Origin of the sequence: Robbsia andropogonis, from assembly GCF_000970345.1 — a bacterium.
GTDB lineage: Bacteria > Pseudomonadota > Gammaproteobacteria > Burkholderiales > Burkholderiaceae > Robbsia > Robbsia andropogonis.
In genome coordinates this window covers 44,323-68,681 of sequence record NZ_LAQU01000023.1, presented here as the reverse complement: position 1 = coordinate 68,681, position 24,359 = coordinate 44,323, and the positions used below count along the sequence as shown (strand labels likewise).

The 24,359-nt window shown below is 57.0% G+C and carries 19 protein-coding genes; 9 read left to right on the top strand and 10 right to left on the bottom strand.

What is annotated here, in order from left to right:
• Window positions 1-19: 19 nt before the first annotated feature.
• From ureG to WM40_RS18820, 7 genes are all read right to left on the bottom strand, one after another.
• Window positions 20-691 (bottom strand): urease accessory protein UreG, encoded by a 672-nt coding sequence (gene ureG, locus WM40_RS18850; protein ID WP_036010054.1) that lies wholly within the window; start codon window positions 689-691, stop codon window positions 20-22.
• A gap of 2 nt (window positions 692-693) precedes the next feature.
• On the bottom strand, window positions 694-1,500 hold the full coding sequence (locus WM40_RS18845) for an urease accessory protein UreF (RefSeq protein WP_236693587.1): 807 nt from the start codon (window positions 1,498-1,500) through the stop codon (window positions 694-696).
• Window positions 1,484-2,269, bottom strand: coding sequence for an urease accessory protein UreE (gene ureE / locus WM40_RS18840; RefSeq protein ID WP_082102956.1), 786 nt, complete (start codon window positions 2,267-2,269; stop codon window positions 1,484-1,486). The genes WM40_RS18845 and ureE overlap by 17 nt, the downstream gene beginning before the upstream one ends.
• A 59-nt stretch (window positions 2,270-2,328) precedes the next feature.
• Complete coding sequence (gene ureC / locus WM40_RS18835) at window positions 2,329-4,035, bottom strand: urease subunit alpha (protein WP_046153634.1); 1,707 nt, start codon at window positions 4,033-4,035, stop codon at window positions 2,329-2,331.
• A gap of 86 nt (window positions 4,036-4,121) precedes the next feature.
• Window positions 4,122-4,427, bottom strand: coding sequence for an urease subunit beta (locus WM40_RS18830; protein ID WP_024903666.1), 306 nt, complete (start codon window positions 4,425-4,427; stop codon window positions 4,122-4,124).
• Between the two features lie 172 nt (window positions 4,428-4,599).
• The gene (locus tag WM40_RS18825; protein WP_046153633.1) at window positions 4,600-4,902 is read right to left on the bottom strand and encodes an urease subunit gamma; all 303 of its coding nucleotides are present in this window, start codon (window positions 4,900-4,902) and stop codon (window positions 4,600-4,602) included.
• 79 nt (window positions 4,903-4,981) lie between these two features.
• On the bottom strand, window positions 4,982-5,839 hold the full coding sequence (locus tag WM40_RS18820; protein ID WP_046153650.1) for an urease accessory protein UreD: 858 nt from the start codon (window positions 5,837-5,839) through the stop codon (window positions 4,982-4,984).
• A gap of 398 nt (window positions 5,840-6,237) precedes the next feature.
• Between WM40_RS18820 and WM40_RS18815 the strand changes: the two genes are divergently transcribed.
• Window positions 6,238-7,368, top strand: a complete 1,131-nt coding sequence (locus tag WM40_RS18815; protein ID WP_046153632.1) for a flagellar brake domain-containing protein — start codon at window positions 6,238-6,240, stop codon at window positions 7,366-7,368.
• A gap of 15 nt (window positions 7,369-7,383) precedes the next feature.
• On the opposite strand, the gene WM40_RS18810 is transcribed toward WM40_RS18815, so the two are convergent.
• Window positions 7,384-8,067: a HutD/Ves family protein gene (locus WM40_RS18810; protein WP_046153649.1), complete on the bottom strand. Its 684-nt coding sequence runs from the start codon at window positions 8,065-8,067 to the stop codon at window positions 7,384-7,386.
• A gap of 392 nt (window positions 8,068-8,459) precedes the next feature.
• Between WM40_RS18810 and WM40_RS18805 the strand changes: the two genes are divergently transcribed.
• A complete protein-coding gene (locus WM40_RS18805) occupies window positions 8,460-9,854 on the top strand; it encodes a helix-turn-helix transcriptional regulator (protein WP_024903671.1) in 1,395 nt (464 codons plus the stop codon).
• A gap of 221 nt (window positions 9,855-10,075) precedes the next feature.
• Here WM40_RS18805 and WM40_RS18800 read toward each other — a convergent pair whose 3' ends face one another.
• Complete coding sequence (locus WM40_RS18800) at window positions 10,076-10,969, bottom strand: response regulator transcription factor (RefSeq protein WP_157685850.1); 894 nt, start codon at window positions 10,967-10,969, stop codon at window positions 10,076-10,078.
• Here WM40_RS18800 and WM40_RS32120 point away from each other — a divergent pair.
• The 5 genes from WM40_RS32120 to WM40_RS18780 all read left to right on the top strand — a co-directional run bounded on the left by WM40_RS32120 (window position 10,956) and on the right by WM40_RS18780 (window position 16,048).
• A complete protein-coding gene (locus WM40_RS32120) occupies window positions 10,956-11,078 on the top strand; it encodes a hypothetical protein (protein ID WP_269083098.1) in 123 nt (40 codons plus the stop codon). The genes WM40_RS18800 and WM40_RS32120 overlap by 14 nt on opposite strands.
• Window positions 11,079-11,337: 259 nt before the next feature.
• Window positions 11,338-13,035 carry a leucine-rich repeat domain-containing protein gene (locus WM40_RS28080; protein WP_157685043.1) on the top strand — a complete coding sequence of 566 codons (1,698 nt, stop codon included), beginning with the start codon at window positions 11,338-11,340 and terminating at the stop codon, window positions 13,033-13,035.
• Window positions 13,036-13,238: 203 nt separating this feature from the next.
• The gene (locus WM40_RS18790; protein ID WP_024903673.1) at window positions 13,239-14,048 is read left to right on the top strand and encodes a LabA-like NYN domain-containing protein; all 810 of its coding nucleotides are present in this window, start codon (window positions 13,239-13,241) and stop codon (window positions 14,046-14,048) included.
• A 179-nt stretch (window positions 14,049-14,227) separates the two neighbouring features.
• Window positions 14,228-14,998 (top strand): hypothetical protein, encoded by a 771-nt coding sequence (locus WM40_RS28075; protein ID WP_024903674.1) that lies wholly within the window; start codon window positions 14,228-14,230, stop codon window positions 14,996-14,998.
• Window positions 14,999-15,070: 72 nt separating this feature from the next.
• Complete coding sequence (locus tag WM40_RS18780) at window positions 15,071-16,048, top strand: MurR/RpiR family transcriptional regulator (protein ID WP_046153631.1); 978 nt, start codon at window positions 15,071-15,073, stop codon at window positions 16,046-16,048.
• Here WM40_RS18780 and WM40_RS18775 read toward each other — a convergent pair.
• Window positions 16,042-16,989: an aldo/keto reductase gene (locus WM40_RS18775; RefSeq protein WP_024903676.1), complete on the bottom strand. Its 948-nt coding sequence runs from the start codon at window positions 16,987-16,989 to the stop codon at window positions 16,042-16,044. The genes WM40_RS18780 and WM40_RS18775 overlap by 7 nt on opposite strands.
• Window positions 16,990-17,520: 531 nt before the next feature.
• On the opposite strand from WM40_RS18775, the gene WM40_RS18770 reads away from it, so the two are divergent.
• Window positions 17,521-20,076 carry a type VI secretion system Vgr family protein gene (locus WM40_RS18770; RefSeq protein WP_052738407.1) on the top strand — a complete coding sequence of 852 codons (2,556 nt, stop codon included), beginning with the start codon at window positions 17,521-17,523 and terminating at the stop codon, window positions 20,074-20,076.
• Between the two features lie 89 nt (window positions 20,077-20,165).
• Window positions 20,166-22,916: a glycoside hydrolase family 19 protein gene (locus tag WM40_RS28070; RefSeq protein ID WP_157685849.1), complete on the top strand. Its 2,751-nt coding sequence runs from the start codon at window positions 20,166-20,168 to the stop codon at window positions 22,914-22,916.
• Window positions 22,917-24,359: the final 1,443 nt, after the last annotated feature.

The window sequence follows — 24,359 nt, the reverse complement described above, 5'->3', positions numbered from 1 at the left end:
CTACGTTTTCTGAAACGCATCACATTGCACCTTCATCCTGCAACAAGCCTTTTCGCTCGATGAAGCGGATCACTTCGTCAAGCCCCGCGCCGGCCTTCGTATTACACATGAAGAACGGGCGGGCACCGCGCATCTTCTGTGCATCGCTTGCCATGATATCCAGCGATGCACCGACCATCGGCGCAAGGTCCGTTTTGTTGATCACCAGAAGGTCCGACTTCGTGATACCAGGACCGCCCTTGCGCGGGATCTTTTCACCGCCGGCGACGTCGATGACATAGATTGTCAGGTCAGACAATTCGGGGCTGAATGTGGCTGCAAGATTGTCACCGCCGGATTCTATAAAAACAATGTCAGCATCCGGAAAACGTATCAGCATCCTATCCACCGCTTCCAGGTTGATCGAGGCGTCTTCCCTGATTGCCGTATGCGGACAGCCACCGGTTTCCACACCCATGATGCGTTCTGCTGGCAGGGCGCCAGCAACGGTCAACAGACGTTGGTCTTCCTTCGTGTAAATGTCGTTTGTGATCACCACCAGGTCATAGCGTTCACGCATTGCTTTGCATAGCATCTCGACCAGCGTCGTTTTGCCCGAACCCACCGGGCCGCCAATGCCCACGCGTAGCGGAGGTAGTTTCTTGGTACGAACGCCGGAGACGGCGGAAGTGATGGAAGAGGAAGTAGTCATGGTCAAGAACGAAACAATCGTGAATATTGGGATTCGTGGCGTGCTGACAAAATGGCGAGCAGCGGCGAGAACGTCGACATCGCGTCGGGTGGCGTTTGCACTGCCGCCGCGGCGACTTGCGCGATATCGGCACGCAAGCCCCAAAGCACCCGTTGTCCGGCAAGCTGGCCCAGCGGCACCGCCTTCAACGCGGCCGAGACCTGGTTTTCCACCCAGTTGAACGCGTAAGCGGCACAGGTCGACCGTGCGCTAGCGTCATGCGCGCGTGCGGCAAACGCAAATGCAGTCGGCAGCGAGAGCGGCTTCATGGATCCCAGCACCTCGCGCATCACCGTGTCGCCCCATTCGAGTGACACGCAGAGTTGCGACAGCGACCAACCCATCTGCTCGGTTTCCTGGCGCAATTCGGCCGACTCGCGACTGGCGAGAAACCAGGCATCGGCCTCGCGCAATGCGTGGGTGTCTGCCGCGCCCTGCTGGCGTAACGTATCCCACCGGTGCCATTGTTGTGCAAGAAATGGCAACTCGCAGCGTGCCAACACCGTGGTCAGGCCACTGCGGACCCATTTGCCCGCAGAGTCCCCGTCATGGATCCAACCCGCGTCCACCGCGGCTTCCAGTCCCTGTGAGTAACTGAAACCGCCGATCGGCAGTGCGGGCGACGCGAGATGCAACAAGGCGATCAGTTCGCGATTCGATGCATCGTCGCCGGTAGGCGTAACGTGGTCCGATACGCGCGCGTCGTTTTGCATCGAGGGGGCGGTTCGCGCTGACGTCCCGGTCAATGCGTTGTCAGTGCTTGTGATCATCGTGCTTGCGGCTGTGCGCGTGCCCATTCCCATGCCCATGATCGTGATCGTGCCTGGGTCCGTCGCCTTTTGTACGGTTGGGCGTTTTTCGATGAAACTGCACAGGTGCATTTCCATGGTCGTGACCACAGGACGCATCATGCACATGATCATGCCCGTGCTGGCTGTGATCATGGCCGTGCTGATGGTCAGGTACGTGCCGGTGATCGTGCGCGTGTCCATGGTCGTGTGGATGCCCATGATCACGGGCGTGATCATGTTCGGCATACACGCTTTGCGCAAGCGCATAGTCTTCGGCGAACGTGGCATCATGGCCGTGTTTGTGCCCCCCGCCATAAGCGCCCGGTTCCGGTTGGAACGGCGCATCCACGGCAGTGACGGTCATGCCGATACCTTGCAACATCGCCCGTAGCACGCTGTCTGTTTCCAACTGCAGATAGCCGTCTCCAAATTCGACAGGGGTGTGGCGATTGCCCAGATGATAGGCGGCGCGAATCAGGCGTGCCTCGCTGGTCGCCGTCACGCGCATCAAGGTTTCCGCAGCGGCGACCACACGGATGAACCCACCGTCGTCGGCCACCAGCACATCGCCCTCGGACAGCACCGTGCCACGCGGCAGCACGAGCCCGACTTCCTCACCGTTGTCCAACGTCGCCGCTTGCCGACTCTTACAACGCGCTTCATATGGCAACGTCAGCACACCGGCTCGCGCCACGAGCGGCCTGGCCAGTCGCACGCTGCGGTCGAGACGTCTTTCGATCTTACGCATGATGTTTCTCCTGCATTCCGTCATGTCATTGACTTTCGCTGTTCCGGGCAGGGGCCTAATCAGAACAGGAAGTAGCGTTGGGCCATCGGTAGCACCTTGGCGGGCTCGCACGTCAGTAGTTGCCCATCCGCCACGACCTGGTATGTTTCCGGGTCCACCGTGATCTTCGGTTGCCAGGCGTTATGGATCATCTGCGCTTTAGTAATGTTCCGGCAGGCCTTTACGGCAACAAGCTCTTTGTTCAATCCGTAGCGCCCGCGAATATCGGCATCCAGCGCCATTTGCGAGACAAAGGTCAGGGAACTGCGCGCAAGCGCACCGCCGCGGGTACCGAACATCTCGCGGTAATGCACCGGTTGCGGTGTTGGAATAGAGGCATTCGGATCGCCCATCAGCGAGACGGCGATCATGCCCCCTTTCAAGATCAACGCGGGCTTCACGCCGAAGAATGCCGGGTTCCAGATCACGATGTCGGCCCATTTCCCCACTTCGAGCGATCCCACTTCGTGCGAGATGCCATGGGTGATCGCTGGATTGATCGTGTACTTGGCGATGTAGCGTCTGACGCGGAAGTTGTCATGACGGGTGTTGTCCTGTGGCAGCGTACCCCGCTGTACTTTCATTTTGTGCGCGGTCTGCCAGGTCCGCATGATGACCTCCCCCACGCGCCCCATCGCCTGTGAGTCTGACGACAACATCGACAACGCCCCCAGGTCATGCAGGATATCTTCCGCGGCAATCGTCTCGCGCCGGATACGGGATTCGGCAAAGGCGATATCTTCAGCAATCGACGGGTCCAGATGGTGGCAGACCATCAGCATGTCGAGGTGCTCGTCCAACGTGTTGACGGTGTAGGGTCGCGTGGGGTTCGTCGACGACGGTAGTACGTTCGGCTCACCTGCCACGGCGATGATGTCCGGTGCATGGCCGCCGCCTGCACCTTCCGTGTGATAAGTGTGGATGGTCCGCCCCTTGAAAGCGGCGACCGTGGCTTCCAGATAACCGCCCTCGTTCAAGGTATCGGTGTGAATCGCCACTTGAGTATCGGTGTCCTCGGCCACGCCGAGGCAGGTATCGATCGCGGCTGGCGTGGTGCCCCAGTCCTCGTGCAGTTTCAGGCCAATCGCGCCTGCGGCGATCTGCTCCATCAGTGGTGCGGACTGGCTGGCGTTGCCCTTGCCGAGGAAGCCCAGATTGATGGGCCAGCCGTCGCCGGCTTGCAGCATCCGTTCCATGTGCCACGGGCCGGGTGTACAGGTGGTCGCGAACGTGCCGGTCGCTGGACCGGTGCCGCCGCCCAGCATCGTCGTGACGCCCGAGCACAAGGCTTCGTCAATCTGCTGCGGACTGATGAAATGGATATGTGTATCGATGCCACCGGCCGTGACAATCTTGCCTTCGCCGGCGATCACCTCGGTCGCTGCACCTATCGCGATGGTTACTCCTGGCTGGATATCCGGATTGCCGGCCTTGCCGATGGCGGCAATGCGTCCGGCCTTGATGCCGATGTCTGCCTTGACGATGCCCCAGTGGTCGATGATCACCGCATTCGTGATGACGGTATCGACGACATCGGCGTGGCAGCGTTGCGACTGACCCATGCCGTCGCGGATGACTTTGCCGCCGCCAAATTTCACTTCTTCACCATAGATCGTCGCATCACGCTCGATCTCGATGAACAGTTCCGTATCGGCCAGCCTGATACGATCGCCGGTGGTGGGGCCGAACATTTCCGCATAAGCGCGGCGGTCGATGCGAAGCGTCATGTGCTCGTCCTGGTTGGCGGGTACCTCATTGGAGGTACTGCCGCACGTCTATCTTGAAAAGGGGCTGATCGATGGGCCTGCGGCATTTACAGCGGTCCCATGATCCTGGCGTTGAAACCGTAGACAATCCGGTCACCGTCCAACGCCACCAGTTCGACGGTCCGTTCCTGACCCGGTTCGAAGCGCACGGCAGTGCCGGCGGCGATATTCAGCCGGAAACCACGCGCTTGTTCGCGCGCGAAAGACAGGGCGCTGTTCACTTCATAAAAATGGAAGTGCGAGCCCACCTGGATTGGCCGATCACCCGTATTGGACACCGTAACGTTGACCGTTACACGGCCGGCATTCAATTCGAGTTCGCCTGGTTGGGTCAACAGTTCACCGGGAATCATTGCAAGCCTCGTCGAGATCTGAGAACGTCAAATTGGAATCGCAACCACGCGCCAACGGCGGTGATGCAGAGATTTCCCATGGCGGGATGCGTAAACGTCTGCAAACTTCGTCGTTTCGGCGTTCCGCCGACGGGGCTGGCGGTGCTGCTCACGCGTTTCGTCATGTACGGGATCAAGGAATCGGTTGGTGCACGGTCACCAGTTTCGTGCCGTCCGGGAACGTGGCCTCCACCTGGATGTCAGGAATCATCTCGGGCACGCCATCCATCACGTCGTCACGCGACAGCAACGTGGTGCCGTAATGCATCAAATCGGCAACGGTCTGGCCGTCACGGGCGCCTTCTATCAATGCGGCCGAGATAAACGCCACCGCTTCCGGATAATTCAGCTTCAGCCCACGTGCGCGTCGGCGTTCGGCCAGCAGCGCGGCGGTGAAGATCAGCAGTTTGTCTTTCTCTCGCGGTGTGAGGTTCATTGGATGACGGGTTTTTTGGGGAGTGAGGCAAAAAAGAATGGTAACGATGTGGCCGGGACCAATAACAGCCGCAAGCGGATTAAGTGCGCCAGATCCGCAGTGGCCGTGCTGGCACATTGTGGATCATCGGCCGTAGCGCCGTCCAGCATGTGGTCAGCAACTGCTGCAATGCCTCCATGCGCCGTGCGGTGACGCGGATCAATACTACGCCATTGGGCAGGCACGTGACCCCCGCGCGCAGGTTGTCATCGAATGGCAGCGTTGCGCGCAAATCCTCCAGTGCTGGATGCGTGTGCAATGTCGCGCCGCGTGCGGAAGGCGCCACCGCCCACAAGGTGCCAAAGCTGGACCAGCCGTCGAGGCCTTGTGCGGCCAGTCGTATTGGATCGTCGGAGGACAGCACCGCCTGTTCCGCCCAGAGCAGGGTGCCGTCCGGACGGCGTAGCCGCACGCCTGCACGGATATCCGCATCGCACCACGTTTCCCCTGAGGCTTGACGTCCGAGCAATGTCGCATCCCAGCCGATGACCGAGGCGTCCGCATCCACCTCTACCTCTACCGACATGTCTGCTCGGGCGTTATCGAAAACGATGTTGTTCTGCGGCAGCCAATCGAGGCGTGCGCCGGTTTCCACGCGCAAGGTCACATGCTGGGATGCTCGCCGGCCATTCGCCTTGTACCATTTGGTCGCACCGGGCGTGGACAGGACGGCGTGTGAGTTTGGTGACAATTCGGCGCCGATCCGCAAGGTGTCACCGCCGGCGATGCCTGCCGGTGGATGGACAATCAGCGCGTGGCAAATCCTCGGCCCTTCTGGAAACAAGGTTTTCTGGATGCGCAGCGGACCGGTGTGACGGCAGTACGCCATATAGCTGGCCGGTGCCGAAGGTGCTACGTTCTCTGGTGTTGCGCGCGTTGCACGGGTGGCAAAGCGCATGGTAAGCCGGGCCTGCCAACCGGTGGCGGGTGTCGGTGCGCCATCGGTGCCGGTTGCCAACGGCCTGGCGTGGCATAGGTCGGTCCCGGGGATGCGGGCGTCGGTGTGGTCGCTGAACAAGGCGGTGGATACGGCGTCGAGCATAAATCGAATGGAGGTTGGCAGGCGTGCGGCAGCAAGCCCACCTATCGGGCACACGCGGCAACAGCATGTTCCCGCGGATGGCCCCGTCGCCTGCGTGATCACAGGAGCGTGTCACGATGCAGCAGGCCGTGCCAGGGCGTGGAGCAACCTGGCACGGCGGAAAGATGCGGAGACACGCTAAATGGCTTGGCGTACCGCGAAGCATGACCGAAAATCATTGAGCCGGCAATTTGACAATTTTCGGAGGGCAGAAGTTGGCGACGAAACTCGGCGCGCAACAGGTAGGCGCACATGCGCAATGGGTGTCAACACCAGGCGACCCATTAGCGGTGGACGCACTGCCCGTGGACAGCCCGCTGACGCTGCGCGTTCTGGACGCGGATGGCACGCTGTTGCTCGATATCGGCGCGATACTCGATGAAACGCGGCGGCAGCAATTGTTTCGCTACTTCAAGCCGCACGGTCAGCGTAATCAGGCGGACCCGCCAGGCGATGGCAACGTTTTGTCTGAACCGCCCGGCGCTGGAGCGCCCGCCGGCATGGGATCGGCGGCCGCTCCTCCATCACCGGCCGGCCGTGTGTCGATCGACGACGACCCGGATCGCGCAGGTCTGGCAGCCAGCGAGATGGTCCTGTCCGTTGGCACGCGCCTCGGTATCCGGTTGCCGATGGGAAATGGCCGTGTGGCTTATGCCAGCCGACTTATCGGCGTGGCGCCACACGGTCCATTGCTGGTAATGCCACCAACGCTCGATCAGGCGCGCCTTGAGCTGAAGGCAGGGGAAACGGTGGAAGTGGTGGCCGTCTGCCCGCGATCGGTTTATCTGTTTGTCTGCACCGTCGAATGGGTTGTTGGCAAGCCGTTTCAATATGTGGTGCTGTCACCACCTGTCCGGGTGCGAAAACTGCCGGAACGCCGCGCGATTCGTGCCGCTGCACGGCTAGCGGTAATGTATGATGCAACCGACATGAGCAAAGCGGATCAGGTGGATGCTGTCGCCCCGCCGTCTGCTACGCAGCCTTCGGCAACCGATACCGCTCCAGAAATTCCCGACGCCGTGAAAGACGCTCATGTCACGCCTCGGACGCTTTCCGGTCTCGGTGTCGCGATGGACATCAGTACCGTTGGTATGTCATTGGCAACGGATTGTCCATTAGGCGTAGTGGGCGAACGCGTGAACGTTCTGTTCTACGTGGAAGCGGAAGGCGTGACGGTCGCTGTCGAAGCCGAGTGCGGCATCCGCACAATCAAGCTGCGCAAGGCTCCCGAAGACGAGCGTGGACAGTGGATTCATGGCCTTGCATTCGGGCCATTACCACCCACGGAGCGCCTCGTGCTGAAAAGTTACGTCCTCAATTTGCGCCTGGAAAGCGATCCGAACTGAGCGGAAAGAACAAGACTATCGCGCATGCCCGATGTCACGGCCCTGCGTTGGCGCGCCGGTGTCAGCATCATCGTCATGCATTTGCACCCGAACCGCCAATACGACGGCTTTCTCTGGCAACGATATGGACAGGTTCAGCCGTGCAATACCATTGAGCTTCACGCTGTCACATGCCTCTAGCGGAATCGGCTCGGGATCGTTCAGGTCCACGCCCGTAAGTGCGACACGGCCATGCACGACAAACAATAAAACCAGATCGTCAGGCAAGACGAACTGACCTGGGCCGCGCCAGACGGCGACTTGTCCGGTGGCGAACTCCCGCCGCACCATCAAGTTGAAATCGTGTGTGGGGCCATCAACGAGCTTGGCCTCCGGTGGCGTTTCGCCCTCAAAGCCGAATGTGCTGAGCGGTTCGCGCAGGGCATGCGAGGAACCGGCATTGACATGCCGGGTGAGATCAAGTTCCATTCCCGCGCCCCCCAGCAAAACGAGCGTGCGGTCAATGCCGGGAAATGTCGAAAATGCGCCGTCGACCGATACCTGCGCCATGCTTGCGCGCCAGATGAAATTGTCCATGGAGGCGCTCTCAGGACAGATCGCGACCTCACAACTCGCGCCCCGGCCATTTGACCAAAGCGTTGTCTCCAAGGTGGCCGCGCGCCGGATAGCGAGCGGAAGTTGCGCATCCACAGTCTTCATCATATTGGAAGAAATCCCGAATTACAGACAGTATTGCCAAACACGGAGTCGTTGCGGCAACAGCGATAAATCATACCGCCAACTTCGAGTTTTATATCTTTTCCATATGTCGACGGTTTGCAACACAGGCTTATCGGAAAATCTCTGATAAAACACGGCTCGATTATTGTGAAAACCAATAACAAACAATGCTTTTTATTGACGATCTTAAAAATTGTTGAAAATACCGAACACCCGTTTTGATAGAGTGGATTCCGACGGGTGGTCCGCCTGCATAGCCGGTGGCATGGTGTGCCAGCATCCCGTTTGCTGCGTGCGTAGCGTCACTAACCTGACGTGCACGGTCCCGTACGCGATTCACACATCAATCGGCTTGAAACAGGAGTGCGTGCATGTTTTCTCCCGTGTATTTTCCTCTCGTCGCGGCGCTGGCAGCAAACGAACCCTCTATTATCAGCCGTGTGTCTGACGGCCGATTGGTGGATGCGTTGTCGGCCGCAGCGCGGGTGCTTGACTCTCCCTCGGGAAAATCAAATGCCGATATCGTCCGGCTAGCGGCGGATCTGCGTTTGGTTGCCGATCAAACGGAGGACGCGGAGGACGGATATCGGCGCACGCTGCGGATCATGCGGGCATCGCATGAACTACGGGCCATGTCGTGTCGGGACACCGGTTGGCAGGCGATGTTCCGGCACCGCAGCGGCACGGCCTTGAGCTGTTGGGTCCGCGTTTTGGGTGAACCGAATCTGGAACCTGACCGCCGTCGCGAGGCACGCTTCGCCATTGTTGCTGTGCTCGGCGAGCTGGGGCGTTTGACGGAAATGGATCGGGCAATGGATGCGTTCGAGGAGGACGTGGTCGATGGGCACCCGATGTGGACCGAATTGGCGTCGCTGATGCGATTCGATATGGCTGTGCAAAACGAGATTCGGCAATCCGAAGCGTTACAAGATCATGTTTATTGGCAATCGATCCGGCGTGATACCGCCGGCCCGGAAGCCAAGGCGCCGAAAGCGCCACCGACGTCCGCATTACTGCGTTTGCGCTACCAGGCGTTGTATGACCTTCGAATGTTGGCAAATGGGGCACGTGATGCGTTTGCCAGCCTGGATGCCCACCTGCGCTGGGCGAATCAAGAAAACCAGGTCGAATATCAGCGCGCTTTGCGGGTGGATATCGCAGTAGCGAGCTTGAGTAGCAGCAGCTTCGGAATCGCCGAGCAGGTATTGCAACCGCTGACCGATCACGCGCGGGATACAGGTGGTCGCCTTCAGCTCGAGCATCTCTACTGCACCGCGAAGGTACGGCGCGAGCAAGGTCGCACCGCGGACTGGCACCAGAAATATAGTCGCTATGCGTTATTGTCCCTGCGGGCCAGCCGAGACGATGCTCGGGTCCCTACGCCTTACTCGGTGCGCGAAGCGGCGCGACCGGATGCGCCGCTCGATGATGTTGGTGCGCGTCTGCCCGCAAAATACCGACGGGCGTATCGGTATCTCCTGGCCAACCTGGATCGACGGGACTTGTCGGTCCGTGAAGTTGCTGCGGAGATTAATGTGACAGAACGGGCATTGCAGACAGCGTTTAAGAATTTTGTCGGCTTGACCCCTACCGAGGTGATTCGCCGCCGCCGGATGGAGTCGATCCATGCCGAGTTGTCACATGAGGGCAATGATAAGACGGTGCTCGATGTAGCAAACAGCTGGGGGGTGATGCACCGCTCGACCCTGGTAAACGGCTATCGTAAGTATTTCGATGAGGTGCCATCGGAAACGCTGTCGCGGTAATCGCAGGGAAAGGGGATGGGGTCGTGGCGACGGTCTCTTTCTCGACCGTGTTCTCTCAGAAATGACAACGACGTCGCTCACTGTGCATGGCGCTCAACAGTGTCGGCACTTTTTTTGTCCTATTTATTGTTAATACAACAATTTGGTGTTGGGAAGATGTGATGTGACTATGTCACTTTTCAAAAGATCGACATCGGGTGAGATGGTTCTGGTGGATGTTCTTATATCGCGCCGAGCGGGCTATGCTCGCACGTGTCCAGGGCCAGGGGGCCTTTATCGTCTGTGTCTTCTTGCGCCGAGTAGCAACGCGCTTTATTGCTGGTGGCATCGCTGTTCGGGTCGATGGCGTTACCCGACGTACCAGCATTGCCACTGCTACTCGTTGAGCAATCAGCCGTCGTCGGTGGCGTGGACGACTGGTCCAGTGCACCGAACGTTTCAACACGATAGCCATGAGCATACTGTGTACTAAGACGGACTCCGTGCGCACCGGTCAGCAGCAGCTTCTTGCGCAGTTTGTAGATGTGTTGTTCAAGCGTACGGCCCGCGACCTCTTCTCCGCAGCCCCAAATGGCAATGGAAATCTGTTTGCGGCTGAGATATTGCCCAGGACGCGAAAACAGCATCCATGCGATGGCAAATTCGCGCGGCGTCAGTTGCACCGTTTGCCCATTGAAAACGACAACCCCAATACGCTTTTCCAGTCGATACTCGGAAAGGCGCAGCGTCTCGCCCGTTACCGGATCTTGCTGTGCACGTTGTATGGCGCGAGAGGTCCGAACGAACAGCTCGTCCTGATCGATAGGCAGCCGTACGATATCGTCCGCACCCAGCGAGAACGCCAGATCCAGCGACGCCCGACTGGCGAAGTGACCGACAAGGATCAACGGAACTTGCAGCCGCGACTGGCAATGGCGCGAAACGAACAACGGCCGACTTTCCCGAAGCGCGGCGGTGTCACTCGCCTCCATCAAGATGGCCTCGAACATGTCCCGCGTCAACGCTCGAATCAATGCCTTGTCATCGGCAAAAGGGACAATCGTTGTGTCGTCGGTGAAGCACGTTGTTACAGCGTCTTGGAAGCGCTGGCTGGTGGTCACAATGGCAAGTTTCACGGGGACACCGGTAGTAAATCAAGGCGACGAAGACGTCGAATACAGCACCGGTCTCGCGCAAATGCAACGCGCGTTACTGGCCTGCCTGGCGAATGGGGCCATTCCTTAACTTTATGTAACAAAAAGCGAAACGGCAGTTCCGCAATTCGCGCGGATGACACGTATTTCGTTTCATTCAGGATTGAGATTGCAATCATTGCGTGCATCAGGTTGGACGCCCGAAGCGGTATGGGGCTATGCGAACGGAGTCTCCAAGGTTCAGACGGTTCCTACATGCGACCGCTGTACGGGCGGGCCAGTTGCCTACTACGATGACATCACGATGGTTTGGCCAGATGGCAAGGCGCTTGGCGCGAATGGTGACGGCGATGACGCAAGACAACAACGGTCAGGAGGATCGAGGCGTGGATGCTTCCGATGAAAACGGTGTGCAAGCAGGGAAAACGGCTCGAGCAATGGCATGGCGTTTTGGTGTATCCCAGGCCAACGCGGCGGCACCGGTCGACATGTCTTCCAACATCCGCGGAAGCAATGTTGAAGGCGCTGCCTGGGATGACGTCATCCGATGGGCAACTGATGTCAATCAAGGTGCGGATGAGCAACGGGAAGAGGCGGTACTCCGGATCGCGTCATGCAGGGTATCCGGGGCGCCCACCTTGGATCTGCGCAATTTGCGTCTGTCGACATTGCCGACGGGTTTGTGGTCAATAGATCGGCAGGCACTGGCCGGCGTTGATGCCCTGTACGAAAACGCCGCGTGCGTGGCGTTCGGCTCTGCGGGCAGCAAGCGAGGATCAGAGCACGTCAAGGGCCATCTGCGGCAATTGTTGCTGGACGGTAATCGTTTACGCGTACTTCCGGACGATATCGGTCGTCTTGTCTCGTTGCGGCACCTGAGTTTGGCGCACAATCAGCTCACAACGCTACCCGATGCCCTCGCGCGTTTATCCGCGTTGTCCCATCTCAATGTGGCGGCGAATGATTTGGAATGCCTTCCGGACGCCTTGGGCGAAGCAACTGCCCTGGAGATTCTGCGCGCCGATGGCTGTCTTTTGCGTTGGGTCGCACCGTCGCTCGGAAACTTGCCGCTTTTGCGGGAATTCGACTTGTCAGACAATATGCTGACGTCCTTGCCGGACGCCATGCGCTGGTTGCCGGCCGCGTGCGTGGTCCGCTTGTACGACAATCCCTTGCCTATGCGGGTCAGGCGCACTTTGCGAGACGGCCCGATCGCGCCCATCTGGCTGCTTGATGTATCGCCGCCGAGAATACCGTCGCGGACGCTCGAGGAGGCGGCGTTTGCCTGGCTGATCGCGAGCGCCGACCGTTGCGGCGGATCGCTCGCTTTCTGGCGCCGCTTGGCGGCCGATCATCCGGCCGCGGCACGGGCGCTGACCACGTTGCTTGACGAACTGGGCGCGCTGCCCGAGGCGTCGAACGGCGACACGCGTCTTGCCCTTCGCGCAAGCGTTCGCAACGCACTGAAGAAGATCGAAACGGATGCATCGCCGGTTATCGATTTCCTGACGCAAACCGCCTCCCGCAAAGCGTTACGGCATGGCCCGGACGATTTATCAGCGCAAGATGATAACGATGGCTTATCCGACGATTGCCGATTTGCCGTCTGGACCCGTACGCGCTGGATGGCGCTGTGCGCCACCCAGGCCGCACCGTGCGGCGTTGGCAATGCGGAGGACCGCGGGGCTGACCTTGTTGCGCCGGGCGAGGTGCCGCGTCCGGGGCCAGGAGCCGCCTGCCCGCTGGATAGTGCTGCGGAAACCACCTTACGCGCCTGGATTGACCAGTTTGTTTTGGCACATCCATTGCTGGATTGTGCCGACGTGCTGTATGCGTGCCGAATGATGATGACGAATGGCGCGTGGCGGGACAGGGTGCGTCCGCAGACCGCGTTATCACCGTCGGTAGCGCTGCAGCTCGTCGCGCCGGCGTTGTGGGTCATGACCGAAGATGATTTTGCCGATTGCGCGCGGGCCTTGGGCCAGACGGTTCCTTCTGTGGCCGCGCCTGTGGCAGCGGATCCGCCTGCCGCCGATGCGGTGTGGTAACGTCTGGCGCCATATTGCCTGGCGAATGCGGGTTGCCTGGAAGACGTCGCACTACAGCCGAGTCTGGCGGCCGGAAAATCCAATGTTGAACGATGCGCGATCGTGCCAATGGCGGAAACTGCACCAGATGATGTGATCGAGATTGCCCGAATCTACACGTGGCAGGCACAATAGGGCTGGCCGGTTGCCACACGTGGAAAAAAATGATTCGTAGAATTGGTGTTTACGTCGATGCAAGCAATATTGGGATGAATGGCGGACATGGCATGCGCTATGACGTGTTGCGTGCCCTTGCTTGCCGAGACGACGGGGAAGCGCAGCGTTTGAATGTCTATCTGGCGTTTGATGAACGCCGCGCCGAGACATTTGCCGAATATGGGGCACGGGCGCTGGCATATCAGGCGGCGTTACGTGACCAGGGTTTTCGCGTCACGGTGAAGCCTGTGAAGTACTACCGCGACGAGGAAGGCGTTGAGACGACAAAATCGAATGCTGATCTCGATATGGCCGTTGATGTATTGACGGAGTCCGAACGTCTCGATACGGTGTTGTTGGCCACGGGCGATGGGGACTTCATCCGCGTGGTACGGGCGCTGCAGAGCAAGGGCTGCCGCGTGGAGGTGCTAGGGTTCGATAATGTTTCGCGTGAATTGCGAGATGGCGCGGATCAGTTCATCAATGGCTATCTGGTGCCTAATTTGCTGCCGCTGCGAGACAATCCGACGCCTGGCGCTCGTTGGGGCCAATACGGTGCGAAAGTACGAGGTATCTGTAACCGTTTTTCAATAGAGGACGGATACGGCTTTATTGCGTATTGGTCGGCCTTGCCTGAAACGCCTATCCTTGCCGCTACCGAGACAAAGCCGGCGTATTTCAAGCTTTCCAGCCTGGTTGATGCCCAAGTGGCGGCACGGCTGCCGTCGCGGCAAGTGGTGCTGGAATTCGAACTCCATCCCCCTGCCCGTGCCGATGGTGCTCCAGAGGCGCGCCGCATTCACGTTGTCAACGCCTGATCGCGCCGTGAAAACATCGCACTTTTTCGAGATGTAAACCCTATCAAATGATCGGCGTCGGAGCGACTTTCACGATGCCGCGCTCGATCACCACGCGATTAGACTGCGTGCCGCGTAGGCCTATCGGGCCGCATCCTTTACACTATCTGGGGATACCGGACATACAAAGGATGCATTGCATGAGAGCAGCGAGCCAGACCAAGCAGGATCTGCCATCAACGCGGATTGCGTCGATCGTTCCCGTCAATCACGTGCCGCACCGCTCCCGGCGCGGCGTTGCGGCCTTGACGATGTTTGCCGCACTTGGGGTCTTGACGGCCTGCAGCAGCAAACAGGACGCTTCCTCGAGCAACTTCTCGACTGCGCTGGGACGTTATCTCGAGGTCGACGGGGATCTCTGCCTCAACGTCGGCCGCTTCCCCGTGGATATCAGTGAAGGCGATTTGAAAGCGCAGCCCACGACGCCGGACGGTCCGGCAGCGGAGATGGCCGCATTGCAGCGGACCGGACTTGTCAGTTCCGTTGACGTACTGACAGGCGAATTGGCGTACGTTGATCGACATCTGACCGGCCGGCGTGCAATGGTTCGTCGCTACACGCTGACGACTGCGGGGCGCGATGCGTTACGTAAGATCGTCGGTGACGAAGTCCAGGCAACCGGTAAGCGCGAAACGGAGCGCAGCGACCTATGTTACGGGAAAATCGAAGTAGACAAGGTGATCGACTGGGATGGCCCGACAACGGTGGATGGCCGCAAGGAAGCCGTGGTCCATTACACGTATCAAGTCAATCAGGTTGCCGAATGGGCAAAGACGCCCACATTCGGCGCGGCATTTCCGGAGGTGCAGAACACCTTGAACGGCGCAGGAGAAGCACGTCTCAGCACGACGATGGTGCTGGGCAAGGAGGGCTGGGCCGCGAAAGGCGCGGCGCGCCCTGAAAACCCATGAAGTGGGAGCATGCAGGAAGACCTTATCCAGTGCGAGACACGACATCTTATCAGTCGATAACCGGAGCACGCGGTGGCGGGGCCGGATAGCTATGATCGTCTGATCCAGGCGATCACGGCCCGGCATGACACGCTGGGTCGCCGTGCGCGGGACATCGCGCGCTTCGTCATCCAGTATCCAAACGATATTGCGTTATCGTCGTCGAAGACGTTGGCGGCAGCGATGGGTGTTCAGTCTTCCAATCTGGTGCGTTTCGCGCAAGGGTTTGGCTACGCCGGGTTCTCGGAAATGCAGCGTGTGTTCCAGGCGCGCCTGGTTGCAGAAGCGCCTGGACGGGCCGAACACATGCACGCGTCGCGTCCGGACGTAGACGCAGGACCACATGCGGATGCGGGCGGCGTTGTTGACGATATGGCCTTGGATCGGCTGCGCGATTCATTCGGAAGCCCCGGCAATACCGTGTGGGATGCAAGGGTCGACGCAGGACGGCCCGTTGCAGCGCAAGGCACTTTGCAACGTGCCGTGCAGGATTTGGTCGCGCATGAGATGGCGGCACTGCGTGAATTTGCATGGTCTGTACCCGAGTCGACGCTGGCGTTGGCCGCCGATACGCTAGCGCATGCGCGGACGATTTTTATCGCAGGGCAGTTACAAGCATTTCCCATCGCGGCGTATTTGCATTACGCCATGCTGCATCTACGGCGCCCCGTGCACTTGGTAAGCGTGGGGGCTGGATTGGCTTCCGAGATTGCACAACTGAGCGGTCCCGACGATGTACTGGTGGCTGTCAGTTTTCGATTGCATGCGAAGGAGATCGTGGACATGGTAGGGGAGCGCGCACGGCTAGGCGTGCCGGTACTCGCTATCACCGACAGCGTATTGTCACCGCTGACGATGCATGCGTTAGCCAACGTGATCGTGCCCACGGGCGATCCCGATTTTGCTTCGTCACTGGCGGCACCTATGTGTGCCGCACAGTCCCTGGTCATGGCGATGGCGGCCCGCTTGCCGCGTGATCTCGACAACGCGAACGGCAAAAACGCTCAATAGGCGCTGGCTTTATCAATCGCGGCAACTTGCTCCTGCGTTAGCGTAATTTGCATGGCATCGCCTAGCGCCTTCAATTGTGTCAACGAGGTGGCGCTGGCGATCGGCGCGGTGATGCTGGGGCGAGCGATCTGCCACGCAAGTGCAATGCTCGACAACGGCTTTTCATGCGCGGCGGCCACGTCGTCAAGCGCTTTCAGGATTTTCAAGCCGCGTTCATTCATGAACGTGCGAACCTTGTCACCACGCTTCCCGTTCTGCACATCTTCCATTGTTCGATACTTGCCGGTCAGGAAGCCGCTCGCCAGCGCATAATAGTTTACGACACCGAGTTTCAGTTCTTGCGCGGCAGGTTCGACGTCGGTTTCATAGGCCGATCGATCGTATAGGTTGTATTCCGGCTGGACGACGGTATAGGCCGGCAAGCCATCACGTTTGCTGATCGCGGCCGCTTCACGTAGACGGGCCCCGGAATAATTCGACGCCCCGATCAGACGTACCTTGCCCGCCTTGATCAAGGCGTCGTATGCGGAAAGGGTTTCTTCCAGCGGTGCGCTATCCGGGAGGTCACGATGGGAAAAATACAGATCAACGTAATCCGTTTGCAGCCGCTTTAGAGAATCATCGATTGCCTGCATGATATTCGTACGCGACAGACCCGGGCGCCTCGTCATGATGCCAACCTTGGTAGCCAGCACGAACTGGTCGCGTTTGCCACGCTGTTTGAACCACTTACCCAGGATCGTCTCGGACTCCCCGCCCTCATTTCCTGGCTTCCACTGTGAATACATGTCCGCCGTATCGATGAAGTTGATGCCTGTATCGGCGAGCGCATCGAGGATGGAGAATGATGTTGCTTCATCGATCGTCCAGCCGAACACGTTGCCACCGAATACGATAGGCGAGACTTGGATGTCGGATTGTCCTAATGAGCGAAGTGCCATGTCGTGTATTGCTCCTAGCGCATAGAAAAAGGAAGGCCGGGCAGAGGGCGCGATAGATCGCTGTCGCGCCGGGTTCAGACGCCAATGATCGAAGCGTAGCACGAGGGCGATAGGCTCTGCAGAAGCCGGGATATTTCCTGAAATAGGAATGTTTTCGGAAGCATTTGATTTTATCGTCGGCGACGCACGTCCACATGACCAAGTCGATTCGAGCCGTGATCAGTGAGCATTCCACTCGTTCGGTGCGATGTTCCGCGCGATCTGCTGGCGGTGCCGCCGTTCTCGGACGACGTCGTCTGTTACGACCCGTACACCATTGTGGGATGTGATCGAATAAGTCGACGAACCGCCGCATATTGATAATACAAATTTTATTAAATGATCGATTAATAGAAATCGTCGCATTTTGCGTAATGCGATAAGTGCAGTCATCATTCGATACATTCTATTTCAGCATGAATATTGAGCATGGTACAGATAAGTCTCACGGGGGGCCGAGTGGCGGAGACATCAGGTAGGTCGGCGGGGTGCATGGGGGTTCCGCTAGAAGGGCGCTTGCTGACGCTGGACATGCCTTTGATCACCTCCCACCTGATACCGGTACGCGCTATCGGCGAAAGCAAAATAGGTCGGGAGTACGGGTTTATCGTCGATGTGGTGTCGCCGGCCGCGGACGTGGCGCTCAAAACCTTGATAGCAAAACCAGTGACGTTGTGGATTCAGCAGCATGATCAATCCTATGTAGCCCGTCATGGCTATGTGCATACGGCTCGGCGCCTGGGGACCGATGGGGCGCTGACCACTTATCAGATCGCGTTTGCGAGCTGGCTTCATTTCCTGAAATTCCGGAAAGATGCCCGTATTTGGCAGGATAAGTCGGCGGACGACATCCTGACCGATGTGTTCAACGCGCATCCGCAAGCTCGAAGCGCATTTAAATTCATGCTGTCACGTGATTTGCCCAAGCGTTCATTCTGCGTGCAATACGAGGACGATTGGAATTTTGTCCATCGAATCCTGGAACAGGAAGGCCTGTTCGGATTCTACGAGCAGGCCGATGATGGCAGGTCGCATATGTTCGTGATAACCGACGATCTGTATGCCTTGCCCCAGAGTCCTCGGCGGACGCTTGGTTTCTACCGCGCCGATAGAGCAAGCGAAGTGGATGCGCTGACGCATTGGAGCGCCGCGCGCGTGATGCAAAGTACCGAACTGCGCACGCGAACATCCGACTACAAGCAGCCCGCCGCCATGTCGTTCGGTAAAGGCACGCATACACCGACCATGGCGAACCAAGGCGCTTTGCCGAAGCAAGCCGAAGTGTATGAGTACACGGGCGCCTATACCTACGATGCGCAAGCACGGGGTAACGCGCTTTCGGCAATACGGGTGGAGGAGTGGGAGTCGCGAGCGAAGCGTTTTCACGGAGCGGGTGGGGCGCGAGGTATCGATGCCGGTCAGTGGTTCACGCTGGAGAACCATCCGGTGCACGTCGCTTCCGGTACATCGGAGCGCCAATTTGCGGTGATCGAGGCACGTTGGGTAATTGAAAACAACGTACCGACGTCGCATGCGACAGCCGATTATCCATTCAGCTTAAAGAGACGCGTTGATGAAACCCGGGCGGCGCATCAAGCGTGCGTAGGGGCGTCGGCGGTATCGGGGCATGGGGCATCAGGTGCTTTGAAGGCATCGCGTGGGGTCGCCAATCGGCCGAGTGGCGATGACAACGAAGGTTTCTACAGGGTTGAAATCGAGGTGCAGCGCAGGAGTGTTCCTTTTCGTAGTCCGTTTGAACATGCAAAGCCGCGGGTGACGATACAGAGCGCGATCGTGGTCGGGCCCGCGGGGCAAGAGGTTTATACCGATGCATTGAATCGCATCAAGGTTCGCTTTCATTGGGACCGCTTGAACGACGGCGATGAGAATGCATCGTGCTGGATTCGTGTCATGCAGTCTGACAGCGGCAGCGGCTATGGTGGAGTGCATTGCCCGCGTATCGGTGACGAAGTCATCGTGTCGTGGTTGGACGGCGATTGCGATCGACCCGTGGTAATGGGGCGACTGCATAACGGTAGCGACACACCGGCATGGCATTCGAACGGCATCCTTTCGGGATTCAAATCAAAAGAATATGGCGGCAGGGGCTATAACCAACTCGTGATGGATGACGCTACGGGCCAAAATGGCGTGCAACTTGCCAGTAGTTCCGCAGGCACGGTCTTGCACCTCGGTTATCTGGTTCGATACAGCGGCAATGCGCGAGGTCGTTATCTCGGAAGTGGGTTTGATTTAAGTTCTGGTGCGTATGGCGCAATACGCGCAAGCCAGGGATTGTATGTCAGCACGCATCCGAGAAAGTCCGAGCCGATGGACGCGAGCGATGCGGTGTCGCAATTGGCACTTTCTGAAAGTGTAATGACTGCTCTGTCCAAAGCATCTACAAATGCACAAGCGAACGGGCTTGGCGCAAGTTGTATGTCGATGAAGCAGTTTACTGAAGCCACCATGCACCGGAAAACCGGCGTGATGCAAACTGGCGGTCATACGGCGGCGGGCGGCACGGGAGAGGCGAATCAGTTCAAGGCGCCGATGTTACTTATGGCCAGTCCGAGCGGTATCGGGCTGGCATCGCAAGCATCCATACATATGGTAGCCGACAAGAACGTCAATGTGGTGAGCGGAAAAGATACGTCGCTGGCGGTGGGGCGTTCCTTGATTGCATCGGTGAAAGAAGCGCTGAGCGTCTTCGTGCAAAACGCTGGCATTAAATTGTTCGCGGGGAAGGGCACGGTGCGCATTCAGGCACAATCGGATGCGATGGCGTTTATCGCGCAGAAGCGCTTGAAAATGGTCTCAGCGACCGACGCCATCGAGATTGCCGCCAAAGGAGGGATCACGCTGATGAGTGGCGGCGCTTATATCAAGATTGCCGATGGCAATATTCAGATTCATGCGCCTGGGGCGGTGGACGTCAAGGGTGCTGCCCACGATTTCTCGGGGCCTACGAGAATGGACCCGGTATTTCCGGAATGGCGGGTGGCGGAAGGGACGCCGGTTCCACGCAGAACGACGTTTTCGCAGTGATGCAATAGAGAAACACATGAAGTGAAAAGTCGCTGGCGTAAAGTAAAGGTAATGCCGCGTTAGGCCTGAGTCGAAAGCGGGAAATGTGGATGGGAAGGGAAAAGACTGTGGTGGATAAAACGGGTATGCAATCGATTAAAGGCTGGTGCTACCCGGTCTCGATGAAGGACGCTGGCGAGGATGTCGGTATCGATCGCTATCTTGCAGCGATTCGATCGAATGGTGGATCCTATCCTTTAGGCGTCAACGGTTTTTTACACGGGGGAGTGCATCTTGCACCTGTCGATGCGGATGGGGCCGTTTCAGGAGGGGTGAGATGCATCGCCGATGGCGAAGTGGTGGCCTATAAAATAGACCAGGATTACCAGCGACTTCTCTATCCCGAAGAAGCCGTCGCACTTTATTCAACGGGCTTTACGTTGATAAGGCATAAGCTGACGCTACCGCCGGTACCGAGTCCTGGAGGGACTACACACGGCAAAACAACGATGTCGAAAGGCGCTGTGGCGACCATGGGAGAGGTTGCATCAGATGACACCAAGGCTGTAATGAAGGATACCGCTTCAACAATGGAAGGGGATTCCATCATATTTTTCAGCTTGTACATGCATCTTGCGCCTGCCTCGGTTTACAAGGCGAATAGAAGGGAACGGCACAAGAAAGTCTGGCCGTACTACTACGGCGCGGTAGAGATCTGGACGGTTACCCCGAAAGCAGCAACGCGTAGCCAGCGGGGAACGGGAGCCGGCGAGCCGCTGATGGGTGTGTACGTTCATAAAAATAAAAGAGGCGGATTGGGAGTGCCAATCGGCTTACTGCCACTTGGAAGCCACGTTACGATTATCCAATCGCACGATCTGAAAAGGGGGCTTGGGAAAATCGAAACGATTATGTCCGGGGAGGTTGCATCGTTAGACCCCGGTGGTGTGGTTGCCTCCGAAGCACGTCACGGCCTTGTTTCTTTGCAAGCACTGGCGAGCAAGATACATGTGCGTAATATCGGTGAAGTTTGCCTGCCAACTACGCCGATGAAAGTCAGCGCCGGCGACTTGGTTGGCTATCCTGGTGAATATCAAGATGTCGAACACACATCCGCGCTGCCACCGACTCCGAAGAACGCTTTGGTGCATGTGGAGGTGTTTGCCGGTGACGAACTCAGAGCGTTTATCGATCGAAGCCGACAGCGCGCCGCCATACTGACGAACGAGCCGCGGACGAAGCTATGGGTTGAGAACGGCGCAAGTCTGTACAAGCCAATGGCGGCAACACTACGGTTGCCCGCCAGAACGGTGGTAACGGTGACATCGGATGCGCCAAGAAAGGGGATATGGACCAAAGTGACGGTGGCTGCGGGTGGCACTGAATTTCGAGGCAGAACGTTTTGGATTTTGCGCAGTGTCGTGGGGAACGATACCCTGCCTAGGGACGCATGGTCCGAATTTCCGCTTTCCTTGTCAGGAGAAATCGCGGGGACTGTTGGTCATTCTCGCATTATGGATGTGTCGCGAGGTGCCGCGGCATACGACGATGGCCGGAACGCTTGGTATCCGGTTGATGTCGGTAATGCGGCGATGGAGACCGTGCACGGTTACGTCTGCGCATCGGGGCAGCCGCATGTCTCGCTGCATAACCGATGGGCGTGGCCTGGATTTGAAATGCTTACATGTCGGTTGTCGAACAAAGACCTTTTCATGCGCCACTTGTATTTGCAAGGCGGCCCGGCTTCCGATCGAGAGCAATCCGCATTGGTGGCGGGTTTTAATGACACGAGAGCCGATGCCCTTATTGCAAAACTGGATGAGATCCTTGTGCCGGAAGGCCAGCCGAGAGGAGAGGTGCAAGGGGCCGATCTCCTCACTGCTGTGAATGAACCTTGGAAAGCCGATCGCATCAATCACCTGATAACGAGGTACGAGACCGAGTGGGGTGGAGGAATGGAAAAGTGGGATGCGATTGACTCGTTGATGAATGGCGGATTGCCATATTGGCAGACCGAAAAAGCGCGCATCGAGAAGTTGCGTATATGGGAGGCATGTGAATCTGTACTTGGTGATCGGCTATCTCTCACGGTGTATCACGTGCATCCCATACGCTTGTGCATGAATTTTGCCTCCTATGGATTCCGTTTTACGGCCCTGATGTTGCAGCAGATTTTTCCGCTGGCGAAAGTACCTGATCTGCAAGCGGTGTGCGACGAATTAAATGCGCATATCCATTTCTACCAGCTTGATACGCCGCTCAGACGATCGCATTTCTTTGCGCAAATTCGCCAGGAGGTTGGGACCTATTTTGAAGTTGAAGAACGGTTTGTTTACAAGTCATCGGTACTTGTCGACTTGTTCCGGAATTTCACTCGTCATCCTGAAGAGGCGCGAAAGCATGGATATGACACTGTGCGGCCTTACAAAGCCGACGGGAAGCCGATGACCAAGGAAGACTTTGTTGCCATCGCGAATCGTGCTTACGGGGACCGAGGCGAGTTAGGAAATGGTTCGATGGAATCCGGGGATGGATGGAAATTCCGAGGGAGGGGGTTGAAGCATGTGACTGGGCGAGGTGGGTATCAAAAATTTTCGGACTGGCATATCGTCAATCAGCATCGCTGGCCGGGTGATGTCGTGGATTTCATAGAGAATCCCGAAGCTCTGATCGACATGAAATACGCCGCGCGCTCGGCGGCGTTTTTTTGGATCAGCAACAGTTTGGCTTCGATAGCAGACCTAGGTGCAGATTGGATGACTGCGGCGTTAATTACTGATGTTATTAATAAAAAGACTGACAGTAGAGATAAACGATACCAGCATTTTGAGAGAATTTTTAATAATAAACTGTTGTTTTGAAGAGTAGCATTACTTGCGCTTGACGGATTTATTTGAAGATAAATTGTTGCTACGAAGTATGGTTATACATCCAAGATGTATTCGAAATAATGGACGGATGTTGTGCAACAAAGAGAATTGAATTGTTCAGCTGCAAAGTTAAAGAAGGGATCATTTCTATTTCCTTAAATATTGCCTGATGACATGCTCTTGTTGAGTTTAGGTGCCAGAATCTCGATTGCAATAAATTTAATTTTGATATTTGTGATTTTTGTAGTGTGATTCGCATCGAAAAGAGAATTTTTTATGGGCGCTATTATTCTCAGAGGTAAGTGTGTATGACTCAAAAGTAGGTTGCAAGATGTTATTTTGTAATATCAAAAAAATAATAAATGCTGATTTTATATATTTCAAAGTACAGTACGCGAAGATCATTTTATGTTAACCCTATGGGAATTATTTAAGATGTATTGTCAAATGTTTGCAGGATGTTTCTTTGATTTTTTTATAAACGAGTAAAGCGCATGGTACAAAAAATTTTCTCGATACAATGCCTGCGATTTATAATAATAGCTTGTCCCCTGATCATAGCAGAGATGCCTGTTTATGCTTGCGATTCGGTAGTGGATTCACCAAACTTCACTCCTACGCATTGCAACGATAATGAGGAAATATATTTTAATTGTATTATTAAGGGCAAGATCATGTCGGTGTGTGCTATGGGGAATAGTTCGCCTAAAGAAGGTTTTGTGCAATATAGGTACGGTCAACCTGGGAATATCGAGATGCGTTTTCCCAGGCGGCAGTCTAGCCCGCTAGGCAAGTTTTCCATTAGCGAAATACCTGTTGGGCATATGCGTTTTGTTCATTTGAAATTTAGGGCCGGTGCTTACGATTACATTTTATTTGAAGGGGACGTCGCAGGAATTTATGTAAGGCGAGGCAGGAGGCATGTGACGACACTGTGGTGCGACACGACAGGTGGGGATGCGGTTCTCTCCGCAAACGCGTATGTCGGAATTCCTATGGTAGCGCCGACACATGTAGATTGAGTTTGTAATCAAGCCGAATTGGATATCAATATTATGTTAGGTGGCTAATGCTTATTATTTAGTATGCATCTTACAAACACTGCTGCGCTCCTGCAACTCCGTATTGGGCTAGTAGCCACCCGTTAGCGCACTGGCGAGCGTGGTGCTGCCCTTTTGGTTACGTGGCGCGTCGCTTCACCGCCTCGGACCGCCTGGAAACGCTTTGCACGCACCGGCTACCGCGCCATTGGGTGCATTTTATAAAACGTTGGATGTGCTGCGCGCGCTATCGCCTTATCTTGCTCTCCTCCGTAAAACATCATGAAATCAAAGTGATAACGCATTGGCATCGCGCTAACCCACTTCTAGGCCAAAGCATCGATGCAATCGTTATAAGTTGTCGCCGCAGGAATGCTGCATATCGCCATAATTC